The sequence below is a fragment of the Novosphingobium sp. BL-S-33 genome, from assembly GCF_056857025.1.
In genome coordinates this window covers 191110-210158 of sequence record NZ_CM166475.1, presented here as the reverse complement: position 1 = coordinate 210158, position 19049 = coordinate 191110, and the positions used below count along the sequence as shown (strand labels likewise).

Here is a 19049-nt window from a genome sequence, read left to right as displayed (position 1 = left end):
CCTCACGTGTTCAGCAGCAGCGGCCACCGTTTCGGCCGCCGTAACGTGCCTCCTGCCGGTCGCGGAAAAATGCGGTGCGGTTCATGACCGGCCGGTCGGGGTGATGGTCGCGCATGTGGGCGAGGTAATCCTCGTAGGCGGGCATCCCAACCATCAAGTGGCACATCCGGCGCGCGGTCGAAAGCAGCCCGCTCATGCCGCCACCGCCGGGCCGACGACTTCCCGTACAGTGGGTACGGCGCTGCGACGCGAAACGAGACATGTGCGCAGCGCAAAGACCAGCAGCGCCACAACCACCGCCAGAAACGCGCCGACAAGCGCCGCATCGATACGGTCGTTGAAGATCACCTGCCGCATTTCCGCGATGGACTTGGCTGGGGCCAATAGCTGCCCCTCGTCCGCCGCCGCCGCGAACTTGGCCGCGTGGGCAAGGAACCCCACTTTCGGATCGGCGGAGAACAGTTTCAGCCAGCCGGCCGTACCCGTGCAGATCAGCAACCAGGCCGCCGGCAGCGCCGTCACCCAGACATAGCGGTCCTGCTTCATGCGGAACAGCACCACCGTCCCCAGCATCAGCGCGATGGCCGCGAGCATCTGGTTGGCAATGCCGAACACCGGCCACAGCGTGTTCACCCCGCCCAGCGGATCGGAGACGCCCTGATGCAGGAAGAATCCCCAGGCCGCGACGCATAACCCGGTCGCGACAAGGCCCGGAACCGGCCCCTCGTTACGACCGAAGCGCGACGATGGCGATGAGGTCCTGGAGCATGAACCGTCCGGCGCGGGTCCCGGCGTCGACCGCCGTCAGGATGAACAGCGCCTCGAACAGGATGGCGAAGTGATACCAGAACGCCTTCATCGCCGGTCCGCCGACAACGTGCGAGAAGATCTCCGCCATGGCGACCGCCAGCGTCGGCGCACCGCCCGCGCGGGAGATGATAGTATGCTCGCCAAGGTCACGCGCGGTCTGCACCAGCACCTCGGCGGAGAGAGGATAGCCCATTGCGGTTACGGTGTGCGCCACCTGCTGGGGGTCGGTTCCGATCACGGCGGCGGGGCTGTTCATCGCGAAATAGATGCCCGGATCGAGGATCGAGGCACCGATCAGCGCCATGATCGCAACGAACGCCTCCATCAGCATTGCGCCATAGCCGATCATCGCCGCGTCGGCCTCGGTCGCGATGAGCTTCGGTGTCGTGCCGCTGGCGATCAGGGCATGGAAACCGGACACCGCGCCGCAGGCAATCGTGATGAACAGGAACGGGAACAGTCCGCCCGCCCAGACCGGCCCGCCGCTAGCTGCGAACGGCGTGAGTGCGGGCATCCTGAGCGGCGGCGCCATGATGACGATGCCCACCGCCAATGCGCAAATCGCACCGATCTTCAGGAATGTCGAAAGATAATCGCGCGGAGCAAGCAGGAGCCAGACCGGCAGCACCGAGGCGACCGCGCCGTAGACGATCAGAACCCAGCAGAGCTGAATGGGCGTGAGCGTGAACAGGGGCCCCCAGAACGGCGACTGCGCAATCGCCTGTCCGTAGATCAGCGCCAGAACCAGCCCGACCAGCCCCAGCAAGGAGACTTCCCCGATCCGTCCGGGCCTGATCCAGCGCGTATAGGCGCCCATCGCCAGCGCCAGCGGAACCGTGGCCGCCACGGTGAACAGGCCCCACGGGCTGGCCGCCAGCGCCTTGACAACGATCAGCGCCAGGACCGCGAGAATGATGATCATGATGAGAAACGCGCCCAGCAGCGCGATCACGCCTGCTGCCTGCCCCATTTCCATGCGGACCAGTTCGCCCAGCGAGCGCCCGTCGCGCCGCATCGAGATGAACAGGATCATGAAGTCCTGCACCGCACCTGCCAGCACCACGCCGACGATGATCCACAGCGTCCCCGGCAGATAGCCCATCTGCGCGGCCAGCACCGGGCCGACCAGCGGACCAGCCCCGGCAATCGCCGCGAAGTGGTGGCCGAACAGCACCCGTCGGTCGGTCGCCACGTAGTCCAGCCCGTCCGCGCGGTAGACTGCCGGTGTCGGGCGGGCGGGATCGAGGCGGATGACCTTGCGCGCGATGAAACGCGCATAGAAGCGATAGGCGACAAGGAACGAACAGACCGCCGCCACGAGAATCCAAAGTGCGTTCACCGGCTCACCGCGCGAAAGCGCCACAACCGCCAGCGCCACCGTGGCCGCGAGTGCCATGGCTATCCAGCCAATTCGATGCATGGCCTGCTCTTCTCCCTCAAATCCTCGATTGCGGTTTGCGCAGGATTGTAGCGCGCCTGCAAGACCTCGTGTGCCCGGCCCGGGGGTTTCGAATCAGGGCGAATGCAGATGCATCCGCCCCACTCCACTCGGCGGGGGGAGTCGGGTGAGCCGGAAAAATGAGACAGAGCACCCCTTTTGCCCCTTCGGCCACTCCCTATGATGGGGTCGTGCCGGGCTGGCCGGACGGTTAACTTCTTTGCGGGTAGGTAATATCGAGGTCCGCAACAGCAACGATGAGGTCGCAAGGGCAACTCCGTGCCTTGTTTGTCATCAACTCCCTTGCCGGGGGCGGGGCGGAGCGTGTCTTCACCACGCTGGTCAAGGAACTGAGCGAGCGCGAATGCGGCCTTGCGATTACCGTGGTGCTGCTCGACGACGAATCCGAGGAAGCCTATAGCCTGCCGCAGGATATCCCGGTCGAGCGGCTGGGCACGCGGGGCGGTATGCTCCGCAGCATCACGCAGTTGCGGCGGTTGGTCGCCCGGCTGCGCCCCGATGTGACCGTGTCGTTTCTGTCCCGCGCCAATGTCGCGGCGGTGGTCGCCATGCGCCGGATCGGACGGCCCGCGATCATCAGCGAGCGCGTCAATACGACTGCCCATCTGCGGTCCGGCCGTTTCGGCTTCCTGAGCCGTCTGCTGATCCGCAGCACTTACCCGTCCGCGCGGCAGATCATCGCCGTTTCCGAGGGCGTCGCCCGGACTCTGGAGACCGACTTTGCCATCGAGCGCGAGCGGATCTGCGTGATCTACAACCCGGTGGATCTCGACAGAATCCAGCGCCTTGCCGCTGCGGAACCCGAGATCCCGGTATCCGCGCACGATTTCGTGACCATGGGCCGCTTGGTCGCCAACAAGAACACGGCCATGGCGATCCGGGCCTTGGCAGCCTCGCAAACCGATGGCCGGCTGATCGTGATGGGCGATGGTCCCCTGCACGGCGAACTGGAGGCATTGGCCCATTCGCTGGGCATCGCGGACCGGGTCCACCTCGCGGGCTTCCTTGCCAACCCTTACGCCGTGCTCGCACGCGCCGGGTGCTACCTGCTGACGTCCGACGCGGAAGGGTTTCCTAACGCCATGCTGGAGGCCATGGCCTGCGGGTTGCCGGTGGTCGCGACCGACTGCCCCTCGGGCCCGGCGGAAATCCTGCAAGTCGCGCTTGGCGGCAGCGAGCCCGCCTTCGGCGCGGGCGGCGCGCTGGTCGCCATGAACGACCACCGGGCCATGGCCTACTGCATGGACCGCCTTGTCACGCCGCCCGCGCGCGAACGGGCCGCGCAGGAGGGCAAGGCCAGAATCGATGCCTTTTCCGTGGAGCGGGCCGTGGACGCCTTCCGCGAGACCATCCTAAAGGCGGCGGCTGGCGCCGGAGTGCCCCCTGAATGAAAGTTTGCGTAACAGGCCTTCGCGGTATTCCCGGCGTTATCGGCGGCGTCGAAACCCACTGCGAGGAACTGCTTCCGCGCATCGCCCAGATCAATCCCGATATCGAGATCGAGGTATGCTGCCGCGCGCGCTACGTCGATCCGGAGCTTGTCAGCTTCCGCCGGCTCAAGCTCATGGCGCTCTACGCCCCGCGTACGAACGCGAGCGAGGCGCTGGTTTCCACGCTGATGGGCGTGATCCATGCCTGGCGTGAGGGCGCGGACGCCGTCCATATCCACGCTGTTGGCCCCGCATTGCTTGCGCCTATTGCTCGGCTGCTGGGCATGAGCGTGCTGCTGACCCATCACGGCGCAGACTACAATCGAGGCAAATGGGGGCTTTTCGCGCGGTCCATGCTCAGGCTTGGCGAGTGGGTAGGCATGCACTTCGCGGACCGGGTCATCTGCGTCTCTCCTTCGCTCGCGGCGACCATGCGCGATCGCTATCCCGGGGCGGCCGGGAAGGTCGTGTTCATCCCCAACGGCGTCAATCCGCCCGAACCCTCCTCCGCCCCCGCCGAGGAAGTGCTGGGCAGTCTTGGCTGCGCGCCGGGCAATTTTGTGCTCTGCGTCGCGCGTCTGGTTCCGGAAAAGGGGCTCGATTACCTGATCGACGCATTCCGGATGAGCGGCGACAACCGCATCCTCGTCATCGCCGGAGCAGGCCGGAAGGGCGACCGGCATGCAGAACAGCTCATGGCGCGCGCCGACGATAAGGTGCGCATGCTGGGAATGCAGCCGCGCAGCGTTCTGGGCGTGCTCTATCGCCATGCATCGCTCTTCGTGCTGCCCTCGTTCCATGAAGGCCTGCCGATTGCCGCGCTGGAGGCACTGGCCTGCGAGTGCCCGGTGCTGCTCAGCGATATTCAGCCCAATCTCGACATCGGCCTGCCGGAAGACTGCTACTTCCCGGTGGGCGACGTGGATGCTCTGTCCGCGCGGCTGGCTGCGGGCGGCGAAGTGCCCGATGAAGCCGCCCCTTTCCATCTTTCGCTGATCGACTGGGACGAAGTGGCGATCCGCACGACCCCCTATTACCGCGAACTGGTGAAGCGGGCGAAGCTTGCCCCCGAACTGCACAATGCCGGATAAAAATCCGTTCGAAAAATGCGCTGGAGCGCATTTCTGGCGCGGCGCCGGCCCGGTCCCCCATCCCGTGGAGGTGTCCCTTTGCTTGCATTGACCGCAGGAAGCCCGCCCCTCCCCGCCTACATCGTGCTTCCGGCGCTGATGGTTTACCTCGTGCTGATCCTGCTCCTTGCCATGCGGGCCAGTGCTTCCACCAGCTTTCTGGTGGCCACGTTCGGCATCCGGCTGGCAATGTCGGCCCAGCCCCATTTCTCCTATTCCTCCTCCCCCGCCGGGTTGAGCTGGAACGCACTGGCATCGGTGCTGATCGTGGTGACCGGCGGCCTGCTACTGCACCGTACGCGGGCCGTGCCGCTCATACTCATTCCGATCATCCCGTTGACGCTGGTGGTCATCGCCAGCCTGCTGCTCAACAAGGACGTGTCGGGCGGCATTGAAAGCCTCGTCAAATATGCGTTTTTCGCCACCATCGCGCTGACCGCCTATGACGCCTTCGTCGCCGACGGGGCGGGCAAAGTGCTGTCCCGGCTGGTCTTCACGTTCACGCTGCCGCTTGTCCTGCAATGCGCCAGCCTCGTGCTCCATATCGCCAAGGCCACCGAAAGTGATGGGTCAGCCTCCTACATCGGCGGCTACAACCATGAGGCCAGCTTCTCCATCATCCTGCTCACCGGATTGCTGATCGCGCTGCTCCATCCGGCGCTGCGGTCGGGCTACAAGCTGGGCATCGCCGCCGTGTGCGTTGGCGGCATTCTCGCTGCCAATTATCGCACCGCGATCATCGCCGCCGCCCCCTTGCTGCTGGGCCTGATAATGGCGGCGATCCTGTCTGCCGTTCCCCCGCGCCAGCGCCCGGTGGCGGGCATTCTCGGCGTCCTGCTGGTGCTTTCGGTCGTGCCCGTGATTCCCAAGCTGGCGGGAGATCGCTTCGATGCCGTAACCGTCGTCGCCGATGACCCCGACGTCCTGACCAAGGCGCCGGACGAATTCCGCAAGACCGACCGCGCGCTAATGTCCGGCCGGCTCTTCCTCTGGAGCGAGTACATCGATGACTGGCGCCACGGGACCAAGCGCCAGCACGTTCTCGGCTTCGGCGCCAATTCGTGGGAAGGCCGCTATCGCTACTACGCGCACAACACGCTGATCTCCACGCTTTACGAACTCGGCACCCTCGGCGTGGCATCCATGCTGCTGCTCTGGTCGTGGATGTTCGTGATCGCGCTGTCGACGGCAGGGTCCGTGCGCATGACGCTTGTCATCGCGCACCTCAGCTTCTTCATCCTCAACATGGCAACGATGCCATTCTGGATGATCGAGGGGATCCTGTTCTACGGCCTGCTATGCGGTTTCACGGTCTATTCGCGGCTGAATCCACCGCCCAGGCCTCAACCCGTCGCAAATGGGCTTCGTCCCCACCCGGTGTGAGCGGCGCACCGGCCTCCAACGACATTTCCCCCGCGTGAGGTGCCAATCGATACGATATCGAGGAACCAGATGATCAAGACGTTCGGTCTCGTGCTCCCGCTCCTGTTTGTCGGCCCCGCCGTCGGCCCTCAATACCTTGCGGATTCGCCCGCTTCGATGGCGATGGCGCCTCTGGCCCTGACGCAATCGGCATCGTCACTCGCCTCGTTCCGGATGCCGGCGATTCTCAAGCCCGCAGTCAAATCCGCGGACTGCCCGACGATGCCCACCATCCGGCTCGGGCCAGGTACCCCGCCGCTACGGAAAGTCTGTGCCTCAAACGGCAGGATTCTGGTGAATGGCGGCAATGCCCAGGGGTTCGAAATCTCGGATGTCATCGCGAAGAACTATGGACCGGTGCTGCGCGGCGTGAACGTCCCCGGCCTTCAGGTCCTGCGCGTGTCCGCGACCGGCGCCCGCGACGACCCGAAACTTGGCCTTGGCCTCGTCAACGTCAGCAATGGGATCGGTCATGCCGTGTTCCGCAACCTCGTCTGGATTGGCGACCCTGCCTCGCCCGCCGTCAACGGCGACGACGCATGGGCCGCCATCGCGCTCAAGGGCAAGGACGCCAATGACCTCGGCACGTTCGAGATCCGGAACTTCGACTTCCAGAACTTGATCATGGCCGAGGGCGCGCATTACCGGAACGTGGACGGCATTTCGACCGAGAAAGGATATACCGGCACGATCACCGACGGCCGCGTGATGAACGCGAGCGATGCCTGCCTCGACCTCAAGGGCGACGTGCATGTGGACAACGTCTACCTCGCCGGGTGCCGTCAGGGCCTCAAGATCTGGCATAGCCAGAACCACGGCCTGATCGAGCTTGGCACCAATCGCTTTGCCGGGATTCTCGGCAAGGGTACGCCGTCTGAAACCCGGACGATCAATATCGATACGCTGATCGTATCCGGCGATCCGACGATACCGCTGTTCCGCGCCGAAGAAGGCCGGGTGGACCTCCATATCGGCCGCCTGATCGCCAAGCCCAATCAAGTCCTGCGCGGCAGCGGCAGCTATGCGGGATCACAGGTTATCGTGGATCGGCGGGTCAACAATTAGCGCCCGCAAGGCAGATCTATTTCGTGATCGGAACGCGGAGTCTGCTCAACCAGACCCGTCATCCCCGCGCAGGCAGGGATGTGGATTCACATTCGAAGTGCAACGGTTGAAGAGAGCATGCCTCGGCGGGTGTTTTGAAGTCGAGGCATTTTCGCGGTGTATTGTTGTAGCGTTGGATGATGTCCTCAAAGTGGGCAGGCGAGAGATCCTCGATGTTGGTCTTGCGCGGCAGGTCGCGTCTGAGGCGGCCGATGGCGTTTTCGACGCCGCCCTTTTGCCATGGGGCATGGGGGTCGCAGAAGAACGTATCGATGCCGAGACGGTGCAACCTGTGGTGCTGTGCAAACTCGGTGCCGTTGTCGAGGGTCAGGGTTTGGCGCAAGGCGGCGGGCCAGGGCCGCAGCATGGCGGCGAGCAGGTCGGCGGTGCGCCGGGCCTTTCGGTCGGGCGGATGGCAGATCAGGGTGTAGCGCGAGGAGCGTTCATGGGCGACGAGGATGGCCTGGCCGTATCGGGCGAAGAGCATGAAGTCGGCCTCCCAGTGGCCGGGCCGGGACCGATCCGCGGCCTCGTCCGGGCGCATGGCGATGGGTTGGCGCTTGGCGATGAAGCGGACCGAGGATCCGCCGGGCTTGCGGCGCCATCCGCGGCGGGCCTTGGCGCGGGGCAGATAATGGCGCCATGATCGATCGTTCGTCCGCCTGATCTGGGCATGGATGAAGCGATAGATGCTCTCGTGACTGATGATACGCACGCCGGCCTCGCGGGCCATGCGGCCGGCGATCTGCTCGGGTGACCAGCCGGCCGCGAGGCGGCCCAGCACGCCCTCGCGCAAGGCCTGATCGCGTTCGAGGCGCATGCCCGACCAGCGCCGGGCGCGCGCCTGCTCTTGCGCATAGCCGGGCCGATAGCCCACCGTGCTGCCGCTGTTGCGCTTCAGCTCCCGAAAGATCGTCGATGCCGAGCGATCCAGAGCTGCCGCGATCTGGCGCAGCGATTGCCCGTCTTCATGAAGACGGGCAATCGTACACCGCTCTTCCAGATCAAGCTGTTCGTAAGCTCTTCCCATGACAACACCATAACCTGGTGTTGCACTTCGTTTGTGAACTTGGCGGATCCCGCTTCTGCTGTGCAGGGCGGAACGTCGCCAAGAAGCGGGGCCCCCGCCTTCGCGGGGGCGACGAAGTTTGGAACCGGGAACCTACCATACGCACATTCCGGATCGAATTTTCCGACAGCTTAGACCGTCAGTTCGTCGTAAAGCGCCAGCATGCGCTCTGTATGGTGCCGCGCGCTCAGGGCGTCGCGGGCTTGCCGACGCGCTTCATCCCATTGCCCGGAATCGGGCGCAGACAGACCTTGCAACACGGCCTGCGCGAAAACCTCCGGCCCGGCCTCACGCGGGACAAGGAGGCCGCCGCCGAACCGCCGCCCGGTCTCGCCAAGCCCCGCATCGTCGGTGGCGACATAGGGTACGCCCAGCATGAGCGCCTCCAGCGGCGTGCGGCCGAGCGGCTCCTCGATCGCGGTGATCGCCAGCAGGTCGAGCACGAGAATGTTCTCCTCCACCGGCATCCGGAATCCCGCGAAAATCACACGCGCGGCGATGCCCAGTTCGGCGGCATGGCGTTCGAGTGCCTCCTGCGTGTCGTCCACCGCGCGCCCGAACACCACGAACGTCGCATCGGGCCGCTGTTCCAGCACCACTTTTGCCATGTCGAGGAAGAAACGCGGCCGCTTGCGATGGGCGAAATTGCCGATGAACCCGATCAGCGGTCCGCCACCGGCGGCTTTCGGATGACGCGCCTGGAACGCACGCCGCAGCGCCGCCCTGTCCTGCCCGGTCTCCAGTTCGAAAGGATTGTCGATCCGCACCGAGCGGCGCGCCAGCCGAGGCGGCAGGCGCTGCTCGACCGCCTCCGAAATGCAGACGATCCGGTGCGCGAGGTTCATCACCATGACATTGGGCAGCGCGGTCCGGTTGAATGCGCGATTGTGGTAGACCACAGGCAATCTGCGCAGCCGCGCAGCCGGACCCCAGCTCTGCAGCGCCGACAGGTCGTTGTTGTGCACCACGGTTCCCGGCGGCTGCTCCGCCAGCAGGCGCAAGTGCCCCGGCAGCAGCCGCGCCTCCGCAACAAGGCCGTGGCGAAACGCCGGCGGCTCGGGCAGCGGCCAGACCGTGAAATCGCGCTCCCGCGCCACCTGTTCGATCAGGCTGCCACGCGGCGCGGCGATGATGACCTCGACATCGTGCTCGCTCTGAAGGCATGCGCCGAGCGTGAAGGAGGAGACATGGCTCCCCCCGATCTGCGCATTGGTAAAGGGAAAGATGACCCGGCGGGCCGACATCACTGGCAACTCCACCGGCCTGGACAGCGCTATTGTGCAGTGCAACCCAAGCACCTATCCAGTGCAATTAGGTATAGGCGCCAAGTGGCACAGGACGGGGCGAATCGCCGATGGCCGTAATCTGGTCCTTCCCGGGCGAAGAGAACCGCAGGAGCAACCCCTACACGGCCGCCCTTGTCGCGGAATTGCGCAAGCTTGGCCATTCGACAACGGTTCCGAGGTGGAGCGGCCGCCTCTTCAGGCGGTGCGACATCATCCATCTCCACTGGCCGCAAAAAGTCATTCAGCAGAGCCTGCCCGCCAGCCTGCGTTCGATCACCGCGTGGCTGGTCTTTCTTGCAGTGCAAAAGGCGAAAGGCGCGCGCATCGTCTGGACCGTGCACAACGTCGCCTCGCACGAGGGCCTGCGCCCCCGCCTCGAACGCTGGTGGATGAAGCGGCTGATGCGCCTGCTCGACGGCGTGCACGCGCTCTCAGATTCCAGTCTGCGCGAGGCCGGTGCCGCCTACCCGGCGATCCTGCAAAAGCATCCCCTGGTGGCGCCGCACTGGACCTATGACGGCGCCTATCCCGCCCCCAAGCCCGCCACCGGGCCACGATCGATCGCATTCCTGGGCGACCTCAAGGACTACAAGGGGCTTGACCTCCTCCTTGCCGCACTCGAAGCGGCCGAACCCGATGACCGCCGCTATGTCGTTCACGGATTGCCGGTGGACGGGCTCGACGCCGATGCCCTCCGTGACCGATTGCAGGCGCTGCGCGAGCGCGGATGGCATCTTGAATTCGTTCTGGAACGCCTGACCGAGCAGGAACTGGCGGACCGGCTGGCGGAAACCGGGCTTCTGGTGCTGCCATACAGGAAAGGCCAGAACAGCGGCCTTGCCATTCTTGCCGCCGAGCGGGGGACGCCGGTGCTGGTATCGCGGCTGCCCGCATTCCAGCCGCTGCTGGATGAACTGGGCCCGCCGCGTGCCGTGGCGATCGATTCTCCCCTCTCCCAAGCCCAGATTGCACACTCTTTCGACGCCGCAACGGCCGTCGCCGGATCGATAGACAGCGATTTCGTCGCCCGGCGGACGCCCGCACGGATCGTGTTGGAGATTTCGAATTACTACCTGTTTCTCATGGAACGGGGGGGTGGTTCTACTTCAAGATGACCCCTGCGACCCTGCGTTTCAGGAGCATGTGGACTTGAACATAGGATCCCAGCCCATCGATCTCCAGCTAGCGCATGACGGCAAGCCCCCGGCCGCCGAAGGGCGGCAAGGCAGTGACAAATTCATCGACCTTGCCTGGATCGCCACGCTGGCGTGGCGCTACAAATGGTTCATGCTGGGGGTGATCGCCGCGGTTCTGGCTGCGGCCATGATCGCCTATCTGCTGGCCCCGAAAGTCTATCAGGCCAATGTCGTGCTGGCGCTGGACCGGAACGACCAGCAACTGGTCCGCACCGCCCAGACCGACCCGACCGATGTGGTCGATTCGCCCGCTGTCGATACCGAAGTGCAAGTCCTGCTCTCACCCGAAATTGCCCATGCGGCGGTGGAGCGGTCCAAGCTGAATACGAACGCCGCATTCCTGCAGGCCAAGGCGCCGAAGGCAACGGCCCCCCTCACTGTCGAGCAAGCGGCCAATCTGGTCAGCTCCGGCCTCGTGGTCGAGCGCAAGGGTCTTTCCTTCGCCATCAACCTGGCCTTCAGCTCGAACGATCCGCAGGTTTCCGCGCTGGTCGCCAATGCCGTGGCCGATGCCTATGTCGGCGGGCAGGTCCAGGCCGCCCAGAACGCGCGCGGCGAAGACATCCAGCAGCTGCGCACGCGCCTCGACCAGCTGCGCGGCGATGTGCTCAAGGCCGAAGCGGCCGTGGCCGACTATCGCGCCAAGGCAGACCTCGTGGCCGTCAGCAATGACAGCACGATCCCCCAGCAGGAAATGGCGACGCTGAATACCGAACTGGCCTCGGCCAAGGCGGAACTGGCCGCCGCGCAAGGCCGCGCCAGCGCGAACGCAGGGACCAACGGCTCGCTCGTCAATTCCAGCCCGGTGATCGCCGAGCTTCGCCGTCAGGAAGCCGAGCAGGAGCAGAAGCTGGCCCAGCAATCCGCCTCGCTCGGGCCCAACCATCCCGACCGGGTCCGCACGCAGGCTGAACTCGCCTCGACGCAGGCCTCGCTCAGCCGCGAAGTGGCGCGCGCCAGCACCGGCGTGGGTCAGGACGTGCGGGTCGCCAGCGACCGCGTCGGCGCGATCGAGGGGGCCATCGGCGGCGCCAAAGGACGGCTGCTCGCCGGCAACAATGCCTCGGTTCGCCTTGGCGAACTGGAGCGCGTGGCCGAAAGCTCACGCCAGCTTTACCAGACTTTCCTCGACCGCTACCGTGTGGAACTGGCAACCCGCGGGACCGAGAAGAGCAAGGCCGACATCATCTCGCGCGCGCAAGTGCCCATCCTTCCCACCTCGCCGGACCTGCTGGTCTACCTGCTCGCCGGGCTGATCGGCGGCGTGGTTGCCGCCGTCCTGCTGGCGCTCGCGCTGGAATGGCGGGAACGCGGCATCCGCACCCGCGCCGAGGCCGAGGAATTCACCGGCCTCAAGGTCATCAGCAGCCTGCCCGACATCGCAACGATGGACGAACCGGGCTTCCACAAGGGCGAAGTCCTCGGCGTGCCGGACTTCCTAATCGACCACCGGGATTCGCCCTTCGCGGAATCGGTGCGCGCGATATGGACGGCACTGCGCATCGGCCAGAAGGGCCAGATGGCGCGCACGATCGGGCTGACATCCTCGATCCCGGACGAGGGCAAGACCAGCACCGCCATCGCGCTCGCCCGGTCCGCCGCGATGGCCGGTCGGCGTACGCTGCTGATAGACTGCGATTTTCGGAGGCTAGGTACGACCCTCGCACTTGGCCTCAGCGGCAAGCCGGGGCTGGTCGAAGTGCTTTCGGGCGAAGCCCAGCTTGAGGATGTCATTCTGCTCGACAAGGCCTCAGGCGCGCATGTCCTGCCGCTCAACACCGCCGCCGGCAACAATTTCGACGTTGTGCAATCCGATGCCACGGTCGTCCTGCTTGACCGCTGCAAGCATCTCTACGACTTCATCGTGCTCGACATCGCCCCCGCCATTCCGGTCGCCGAAGCGCGCGCGGTGGCGGCCATGGCCGATGCCGTGCTGATGGTCGTGCGCTGGCGGACCACGCCGCGCAGCGTGCTCAAGACCGCGCTGCGCGAACTCGAACGCGCAGATGCCAAGATCTTCGGTGTCGTGCTGACCCAGGTCGACACTCGATCTGCCGCCGTACTGGGCGAGGAAATGGCGTATTATCAATACTATTATACGCGCACGGCGACGACTTGATCGGCGCTACAGTTCCTCGTTGAGATCGTAGCCGAAGAATTCCAGCACTTCGCCGGCGCCGGAAAGTTCCTCCGCCACCATTCCGCGCTCATGCTCGGAGAGCAATTGCGCGTGCTCGGCATTGAGGTTGACGATGCCCTCCAGCGCCGCTTCGCCGGAATGGATGGTGGGTTCGAGGCCGAAAGCCTCCAGAATCGCATCGGGCCTCGCGCAGAAACGCTCATAGGTCACGCAAGGGTAGCCGGACTGCCGCGCTGCCGCCATGAGCCGCTCGCTCCGCCATTGCCAGATCCGGGCGAGATGCCGGATGACGAGCGCCCGGCGCGCGCCGTGGTATTCCTTGATGAGATAGCGCCGCAGTTGCGAGGCGACATTGGCCATCGGCGCGCGATTGTTCACGACCGCGCGGTGCTGCGAAAAATAGCCGAAAAGCTGCTCATGGCGAACGAGGTTGGGCGGGCTCTTCTCCAGCCAGTAGCTATAGCGCCCTTCCGCATCGAGTTCCGCGATCCGCCCGTTCCACGCGCCGAGGACGGCCTCGAAATCGATGAACTTCTCGGGCCACCAGCGGTCGGTGTCCATCAGCCCCTTGATCAGCCGCTGTCCTTCGAAATTGTGATAGAGCCCGCCAATATCGCCGCGCCGCACCATGTGCTGGGCGATCTCTGTGGACCCCGAATTGGGCGGTGTCAGCAGGAACAGGAACATGTGATCGACACGTTCCGCCCGTCCGCGCGGCCAGTAGGGACGCTCATCCAGTGCGTTGGCGCCGGCCCCCAGCGGCTTGAACAGCTTGTTGATCCATAATTTGCGTTGAGGCGTTTCGCGCATACAGCAAGCCGGTTTAACCTTTTGAATTCAGTTAGGGCGGCCTGTGCACCACAACTCCGATCCAGGGCCCAATTCCTCCAGGGACCGGGCGGCGGAGTATCACAGCATATCTGGCCAAGGATCGCTGAGCGTTCATCATGTCAGCCGCGCTCACTGCCGCAATGGCTAAAAAGGGCTAGGCGATCTTGGCACGGTGGCTGGGGCGGATTCGGAGGGACGCCGTGCCCTTCTCATCGCATCGGACCGACAGCCGGGGCAACAGGCTCGTTATCGACGGTTCCGGTTCGTCTGCGCTGCTTCAGGCGCGCCCACTTGTACGGAAATGTCATGGCTATTGTTGCCGCGCCTGACTTTCAGGTTGAGCGCTGTCCCGATTGCAGTTCGGCCAATCACGTCGCGCAGGGATGCGGCGGTGGGCGTCGCATGTCCTGAGACTTCGACGACCACATCGCCTTCCCGCACGCCTGCGCGTGCCGCAGGGCCGCCCGGCGTGACCCCGGCGATCAGCGCACCCGGTAGCGGCGCTTCGCCGCCCGGCCCGGGCACGGTATCGGTGATGGCAACGCCAATGCCGCCTCGCCGTACGGTGCCGTGGGCAAGGATTTGCTCCATCACAAATCGCGCCGTGGCAGAGGGCACGGCAAAACCGATGCCCACATTTGCACCGGGTCCGTAGATTGCACTGTTGATGCCGATGATCGTGCCATCCATCGCGATCAACGCGCCCCCCGAGTTACCCGGATTTATGGCCGCGTCGGTCTGGATATAGCTCTCGTAGCCATCCTGGCTTTGCCCTCTGCCAAGCGCACTGACGATGCCGGATGTAACCGTCTGGCCCAGCCCAAAGGGATTGCCGATGGCCAGCACCTGATCGCCCACGTTTACCGCATCGGAATTGCCGAGCGCGAGCTGAGGCAGATTGGTCGCACGAAGCCGCAGTACCGCAAGATCGGTTGGCGGATCGGTCCCCACCAGATCGGCTGCGAAAGTCCGCCGGTCGGTCAGCACCACCTGAATAGCCCGGGCATTTTCTATCACGTGATTGTTGGTGAGCACGAGCGCGCGGCGCCCATCGATGATCACGCCGGAGCCGGCCGCGAGACGGGTTTGCTCTCGCGGAGGGCCGAAATAGCGGCGGAAGAAGGGATCGCGCAGCAGCGGATTGTCGGTTGCCGGTGACGCCTGCAAGACGGCAATATTGACCACGGCCGGCGCAGCGGCCCTGACCAACGGCGCGAAGCTGGCTGTCCCCGCCCTGCCCGATGGGAGCGCGGGCGCTGGGGCAGGAATGCCAACCTGCTGTTGCTCCTTCTGAGGATCCTTGTCACGGCACCCGCTCATCATGACAAGGAGCGCAAATCCGACGGTTGCAATGGGAAATACTCTACGCAAGGTAGGCTTCCTTCCAACTGACATCGCCTTGCGCAAACCGGACAACGGCATGCGCGCCGGAACGGCATTTTCAAACGATCCGGAAGCAAGCTAACAAGAAATAGCCACTGTTCCTATTGGAATAATCCCGATTTCGGCAAATCACTTCGCCGAGCATCTTTGCCCCGTGAATTGGCTTCCTGCTACCAATCGACCACGTCGTCGCTGCCGCCGAACGCCGCCGGCATCCGCTTGTAGTGCGGGAGATCGTCGACGACCGGCAGGACCGCATCCTCGCAATGAAGATGGAATTGCGGCGCGAACTGCTCTTTCGGAAGAAGGTAGGCATTGAGGCTGCGCAGGCCCGCCACCGAGACTTCGGTGTACAAGTGCGTTCCGCAACCGCCGCACCGCATCCGAGGCGTCGTTCGCACCCGACCTGATGCGGGAGCGCCTCTGATTACCTGCACCGCGTCGGCTGCATAAACCGCGTTGAGCGCATAAGCTGCGCCGTGGGCCAGCTGGCAATCGCTGCAATGGCAGTAGACCTGAAAGACAGGACTTCCCTCGATTTCCAGCCCTACCGAGCCGCACCGGCATTCCGCTTCGATCACGTCTATCCCTCTCATTGCCCTGCCCCGTTCGGAGGAACTGTAGCAGAGCGGGTGCGCGCCGATATGACCGACCCCGCGCAGGGAGCACTATTCGCCGGTGCGCGCGCTCAGCCGGGGCTGACAGCCTCCACCCGGAACAGGAATTCGGAGACCGCACGGGTCTGGAAGTGCAACACCGCCGCGTCAGCGCGGTCCAGAGCATCGACAAGCCCGGCCGTCCGATCCGGCCCCAGCGTCAGGTCGATCTCAATTCGGTCTTCATAAATGCGCCCGCCGCCAAGAATGCCGTTGTCGAACGCGGTATCCGGCGGGTCCAGAAAGATCGTCACATCCGCACCTGCGCGCATCCACGGATTAGACGCATCGTCATCCGGAATATGGCCCTGGATCGCGGACGGGGAAACCTGCGTGACACTGACCTTGAGATCGGGACGGTTCATTTGCCCTGTTATTTCCATCTTCGCAGGTCACGCTCAAATCTCGGGCGCTTGGCCGCTGGCGACGCAGCCGCCTAGCAATCCCCACAGGATCGAGGAAGGCCCCATTTTAAACAAATCTGGTAAATGAATCCCTGCAACGCCGCCGAAAGATCACGCGGGCTCGGCCGGGAATTCCGGTTCGGTTGCCTGCGGAATACCGCATCCCGTCCGTTCAGCGGGAGATCAACGCCGGCGGCGCGCCTCGATGGCAGCGAGTTCGGCCTTGTCCACGAAGCCGTCGTGGTTCGTATCGGCCCTGTTGAAGGCGCGAGGCGGCGAGGCATCGAGTTCGGCACGGGTCACCACGCCGTCGTGATTGGTGTCGCTCTCGGCGATGAAGGCGTTGAGCTTGCTCTCCATCGCCGGATTGTGGCTGGCGCGCGGAAAGTCCGCCTTCGAGACGCCGCCGTCGCCATTGCGGTCCATGTTTGCGAAGCGCTGGCTGCGTGCCTTGATATATTCGTTACGACTGATGCGGCCGTCCTTGTTCAGATCGGCATTCGCGAAAGCGGCATCGACGCGCCCGGCGCCCTGGGCCAGAACCGGCACGGGGCTGCACAACAGCAGGATGCACACACCCCAAGCCGGGGCCGACAGGTTTTTCACAAGGATCATGACCGTTCCTTTCTCTCGATTGTGTGAGCGCCTCTCCGCGCTTCAGAAAGCCTCGCCAATGCCGAAGTAGAAGGCCGGGCCGTCCTTGCCCCAGGCAACATCGGCGCGCAGATTCACATTGGCGTCCTTCGATGCCAGATAGCGCAGCCCCACCCCGCCCGAGGTGAGCACGGTGCTGTGCTTCCAGATCGACCCGGTATCTTCGGCAATGCCGCCCACGCCGGCGAAGGCAACGCCCCCGATCCGCCAGAACAAGTGCTGGCGCAGTTCCGCCTGAAGCGCCCAGCTTGCGCCGTCGCGATAGCGGCCGGTCTCGTAGCCGCGCAGGTCGCCCTGCTGTCCGAACAGGCACAAGTCGTAATAGGGCGCGTCCTTGGAAGCGCCGCAAAGCTGCTGGCGAAGCGCCAGAACGGTCTGCTTGCCCAGCGGGAGATAGGTGTTCGCGCCCAGCTGGAACTTGTGGTGCGTGAAATCACTGCCCAGCCAATTCGCTCCCAACTCGGTAAGGGCAAAGCGCCCGCTCATAGCCATCTTCCGCGCCAGCCTCCCGGTCCAATGGAACTCTGGCGATCTTCCTCCTTGTCGGACGCGGATGGGATAGGGGAAACGCTGGCCTTGCGCGGGAGGAAACCCTTGCTCTGTCGATCCGCCGTGGCTGTGGGCATGCGGTCATGGCGGCGTTGCGCCCGAAAGCCGCGCCGCTATGAGACCGTCATGGGGCAGGCGGCCTGCATCGGCCGATCGCTTCCGCCCACGGGCCATGGGCGCTATTCGAGGATCTGATGAGCGACCTGTTCGATACCGCGACACCCCTGGGCAAGGCGCCGCTGGCGGCGCTGCTGCGCCCTGCGACGCTGGACGACGTGATCGGTCAGGCGGCTCTGGTCGGACCGGGCTCGATCCTGCGGCGGCGTATTGCGGCGCGGGCGCTGGGCAGCGTGATCCTCTACGGCCCGCCGGGCATCGGCAAGACCTCCATCGCGCGCGCGGTCGGCGCGATGCTGGGCAAGGAGTTCCGCCCGCTCAATGCGACGCGCGCCGGCGTCTCGGACTTGCGCCGGATCGCCGACGAGGCACGGATCCGACCGGTCCTGATCTTTGTGGACGAAGTGCAGCGCTTTTCGGCCACGCAGGCGGACGATCTGCTGGCGCTCTGCGAGGACGGCGTGGCCGATTTCATCGGCGCGACCACCGGCAATCCCTATCACGTGTTGCCTCCGGCGCTGGTCTCCCGCTCGACGATCCTCAAGCTCGAACCGCTGACCATTGAGGAAATGGAGCAGGTGGTCCGGCGCGGGATCGCGCATTTCGCCGCGCAGGACGTGCATGTGGAACTGACGCCCGCGCAGTTGCGCATAATTGCCGGTCGCTCCGGCGGTGATGCCCGCCGCGCGTTGACCACGCTCGAAAGCCTCGCCGTGGGTCACGAGACCGATGGCAAAGTGACGATCACTGACGAGATGCTGGCGGAAGCCTATGCCTCCGCCCCGGTCAATCACGACCGCTCGGGCGACGCGCATTACGACGTGGTTTCGGCCTTCATCAAGTCGATGCGCGGATCGGACCCGGACGCCACGCTCTACTGGCTGGCGCGCCTGATCCACGGCGGTGAGGACCCCCGCTACATCGCCCGGCGGATCATGATCCACGCCTCGGAAGATATCGGCCTGGCCGACAATACCGCATTGCAGACGGCAGTCGCCGCCGCACAGGCGGTCGAGAAGATCGGCTATCCCGAGGCGCAGATCGTGCTTGCCCACGCCGCCCTGCACATCGCCCGCGCCCCGAAGTCCGGTTCTGCATGCAGCGGCATCTCGCAGGCGATGCAATTCGTCGCCTCGCATCCCCCGGCCAGCGTGCCGCTCCACTTGCGCGATGCGCACTACAAGGGCGCAGCGGCGCTCGGCCATGTCGGATACCGTTTCCCCCACGACGATCCGCGCGGCTGGGTCGAACAGGAATATGTGCCGGGCCTGAAGAGAGGCGCCTTCTACCAGAGCGACGCCCGCAGTGCCCCGACCTTCGAACGCCGGGCCGACGAGTATTGGGAACGCACGACCGGCCAGCCCCAGCCGCGCCGGATGCCCAAGCCGGACGGCGCGGCCGATTGACCT

Annotated in this window: 16 protein-coding genes and 1 pseudogene; 7 read left to right on the top strand and 10 right to left on the bottom strand. The window is 64.9% G+C overall.

What is annotated here, in order from left to right; all coding sequences use genetic code 11:
* Positions 1-10: 10 nt before the first annotated feature.
* A complete protein-coding gene (locus tag AC1VVM_RS17825) occupies positions 11-196 on the bottom strand; it encodes a YbdD/YjiX family protein (RefSeq protein ID WP_482906674.1) in 186 nt (61 codons plus the stop codon).
* Positions 193-2230 (bottom strand): annotated as a pseudogene (locus AC1VVM_RS17820) (carbon starvation CstA family protein). The gene AC1VVM_RS17825 and the pseudogene AC1VVM_RS17820 overlap by 4 nt, the downstream one beginning before the upstream one ends.
* 302 nt (positions 2231-2532) lie before the next feature.
* Here AC1VVM_RS17820 and AC1VVM_RS17815 point away from each other — a divergent pair.
* The 4 genes from AC1VVM_RS17815 (at position 2533) to AC1VVM_RS17800 (ending at position 7316) form a co-directional block, all read left to right on the top strand.
* Entirely contained in the window at positions 2533-3660 is a 1128-nt protein-coding gene (locus tag AC1VVM_RS17815) for a glycosyltransferase (RefSeq protein ID WP_482906672.1), read from the top strand.
* Entirely contained in the window at positions 3657-4790 is a 1134-nt protein-coding gene (locus AC1VVM_RS17810; protein ID WP_132385981.1) for a glycosyltransferase family 4 protein, read from the top strand. The genes AC1VVM_RS17815 and AC1VVM_RS17810 overlap by 4 nt, the downstream gene beginning before the upstream one ends.
* A 78-nt stretch (positions 4791-4868) precedes the next feature.
* Positions 4869-6212, top strand: a complete 1344-nt coding sequence (locus AC1VVM_RS17805; protein ID WP_482906671.1) for an O-antigen ligase family protein — start codon at positions 4869-4871, stop codon at positions 6210-6212.
* Positions 6213-6281: 69 nt separating this feature from the next.
* The gene (locus AC1VVM_RS17800; protein ID WP_482906670.1) at positions 6282-7316 is read left to right on the top strand and encodes a hypothetical protein; all 1035 of its coding nucleotides are present in this window, start codon (positions 6282-6284) and stop codon (positions 7314-7316) included.
* A 58-nt stretch (positions 7317-7374) separates the two neighbouring features.
* Here AC1VVM_RS17800 and AC1VVM_RS17795 read toward each other — a convergent pair whose 3' ends face one another.
* Together AC1VVM_RS17795 and AC1VVM_RS17790 are read right to left on the bottom strand one after the other, a co-directional pair.
* Positions 7375-8385 carry an IS30 family transposase gene (locus tag AC1VVM_RS17795; RefSeq protein WP_482956978.1) on the bottom strand — a complete coding sequence of 337 codons (1011 nt, stop codon included), beginning with the start codon at positions 8383-8385 and terminating at the stop codon, positions 7375-7377.
* 170 nt (positions 8386-8555) lie between these two features.
* Positions 8556-9668: a glycosyltransferase family 4 protein gene (locus AC1VVM_RS17790; protein WP_482906669.1), complete on the bottom strand. Its 1113-nt coding sequence runs from the start codon at positions 9666-9668 to the stop codon at positions 8556-8558.
* Positions 9669-9778: 110 nt separating this feature from the next.
* On the opposite strand from AC1VVM_RS17790, the gene AC1VVM_RS17785 reads away from it, so the two are divergent.
* Both AC1VVM_RS17785 and AC1VVM_RS17780 read left to right on the top strand, forming a co-directional pair.
* A complete protein-coding gene (locus AC1VVM_RS17785) occupies positions 9779-10825 on the top strand; it encodes a glycosyltransferase family protein (protein WP_482906668.1) in 1047 nt (348 codons plus the stop codon).
* Between the two features lie 34 nt (positions 10826-10859).
* On the top strand, positions 10860-13025 hold the full coding sequence (locus tag AC1VVM_RS17780) for a GumC family protein (protein WP_132385976.1): 2166 nt from the start codon (positions 10860-10862) through the stop codon (positions 13023-13025).
* A 6-nt stretch (positions 13026-13031) separates the two neighbouring features.
* Here AC1VVM_RS17780 and AC1VVM_RS17775 read toward each other — a convergent pair whose 3' ends face one another.
* The 6 genes from AC1VVM_RS17775 to AC1VVM_RS17750 form a co-directional block, all read right to left on the bottom strand.
* On the bottom strand, positions 13032-13856 hold the full coding sequence (locus tag AC1VVM_RS17775; protein ID WP_482906666.1) for a hypothetical protein: 825 nt from the start codon (positions 13854-13856) through the stop codon (positions 13032-13034).
* 267 nt (positions 13857-14123) lie between these two features.
* Positions 14124-15248, bottom strand: a complete 1125-nt coding sequence (locus AC1VVM_RS17770; protein ID WP_482956977.1) for a trypsin-like peptidase domain-containing protein — start codon at positions 15246-15248, stop codon at positions 14124-14126.
* A gap of 182 nt (positions 15249-15430) precedes the next feature.
* Entirely contained in the window at positions 15431-15841 is a 411-nt protein-coding gene (locus AC1VVM_RS17765) for a GFA family protein (protein ID WP_482906664.1), read from the bottom strand.
* A gap of 107 nt (positions 15842-15948) precedes the next feature.
* Complete coding sequence (locus tag AC1VVM_RS17760; protein ID WP_482906663.1) at positions 15949-16281, bottom strand: hypothetical protein; 333 nt, start codon at positions 16279-16281, stop codon at positions 15949-15951.
* A gap of 222 nt (positions 16282-16503) precedes the next feature.
* Positions 16504-16935 carry an EF-hand domain-containing protein gene (locus tag AC1VVM_RS17755; protein WP_482906662.1) on the bottom strand — a complete coding sequence of 144 codons (432 nt, stop codon included), beginning with the start codon at positions 16933-16935 and terminating at the stop codon, positions 16504-16506.
* Between the two features lie 42 nt (positions 16936-16977).
* Positions 16978-17460: a BamA/TamA family outer membrane protein gene (locus tag AC1VVM_RS17750; RefSeq protein ID WP_482906661.1), complete on the bottom strand. Its 483-nt coding sequence runs from the start codon at positions 17458-17460 to the stop codon at positions 16978-16980.
* Positions 17461-17717: 257 nt separating this feature from the next.
* On the opposite strand from AC1VVM_RS17750, the gene AC1VVM_RS17745 reads away from it, so the two are divergent.
* Positions 17718-19046 (top strand): replication-associated recombination protein A, encoded by a 1329-nt coding sequence (locus tag AC1VVM_RS17745; protein WP_482906660.1) that lies wholly within the window; start codon positions 17718-17720, stop codon positions 19044-19046.
* Positions 19047-19049 lie beyond the last annotated feature (3 nt).

Coding starts and splice junctions, on each gene's coding strand:
- AC1VVM_RS17825 (WP_482906674.1), bottom strand. CDS start 196: ATGAGCGGGCTGCTTTCGACCGCGCGCCGGATGTGCCACTTGATGGTT.
- AC1VVM_RS17810 (WP_132385981.1), top strand. CDS start 3,657: ATGAAAGTTTGCGTAACAGGCCTTCGCGGTATTCCCGGCGTTATCGGC.
- AC1VVM_RS17800 (WP_482906670.1), top strand. CDS start 6,282: ATGATCAAGACGTTCGGTCTCGTGCTCCCGCTCCTGTTTGTCGGCCCC.
- AC1VVM_RS17795 (WP_482956978.1), bottom strand. CDS start 8,385: ATGGGAAGAGCTTACGAACAGCTTGATCTGGAAGAGCGGTGTACGATT.
- AC1VVM_RS17790 (WP_482906669.1), bottom strand. CDS start 9,668: ATGTCGGCCCGCCGGGTCATCTTTCCCTTTACCAATGCGCAGATCGGG.
- AC1VVM_RS17785 (WP_482906668.1), top strand. CDS start 9,779: ATGGCCGTAATCTGGTCCTTCCCGGGCGAAGAGAACCGCAGGAGCAAC.
- AC1VVM_RS17775 (WP_482906666.1), bottom strand. CDS start 13,856: ATGCGCGAAACGCCTCAACGCAAATTATGGATCAACAAGCTGTTCAAG.
- AC1VVM_RS17760 (WP_482906663.1), bottom strand. CDS start 16,281: ATGAACCGTCCCGATCTCAAGGTCAGTGTCACGCAGGTTTCCCCGTCC.
- AC1VVM_RS17755 (WP_482906662.1), bottom strand. CDS start 16,935: ATGATCCTTGTGAAAAACCTGTCGGCCCCGGCTTGGGGTGTGTGCATC.
- AC1VVM_RS17750 (WP_482906661.1), bottom strand. CDS start 17,460: ATGAGCGGGCGCTTTGCCCTTACCGAGTTGGGAGCGAATTGGCTGGGC.
- AC1VVM_RS17745 (WP_482906660.1), top strand. CDS start 17,718: ATGAGCGACCTGTTCGATACCGCGACACCCCTGGGCAAGGCGCCGCTG.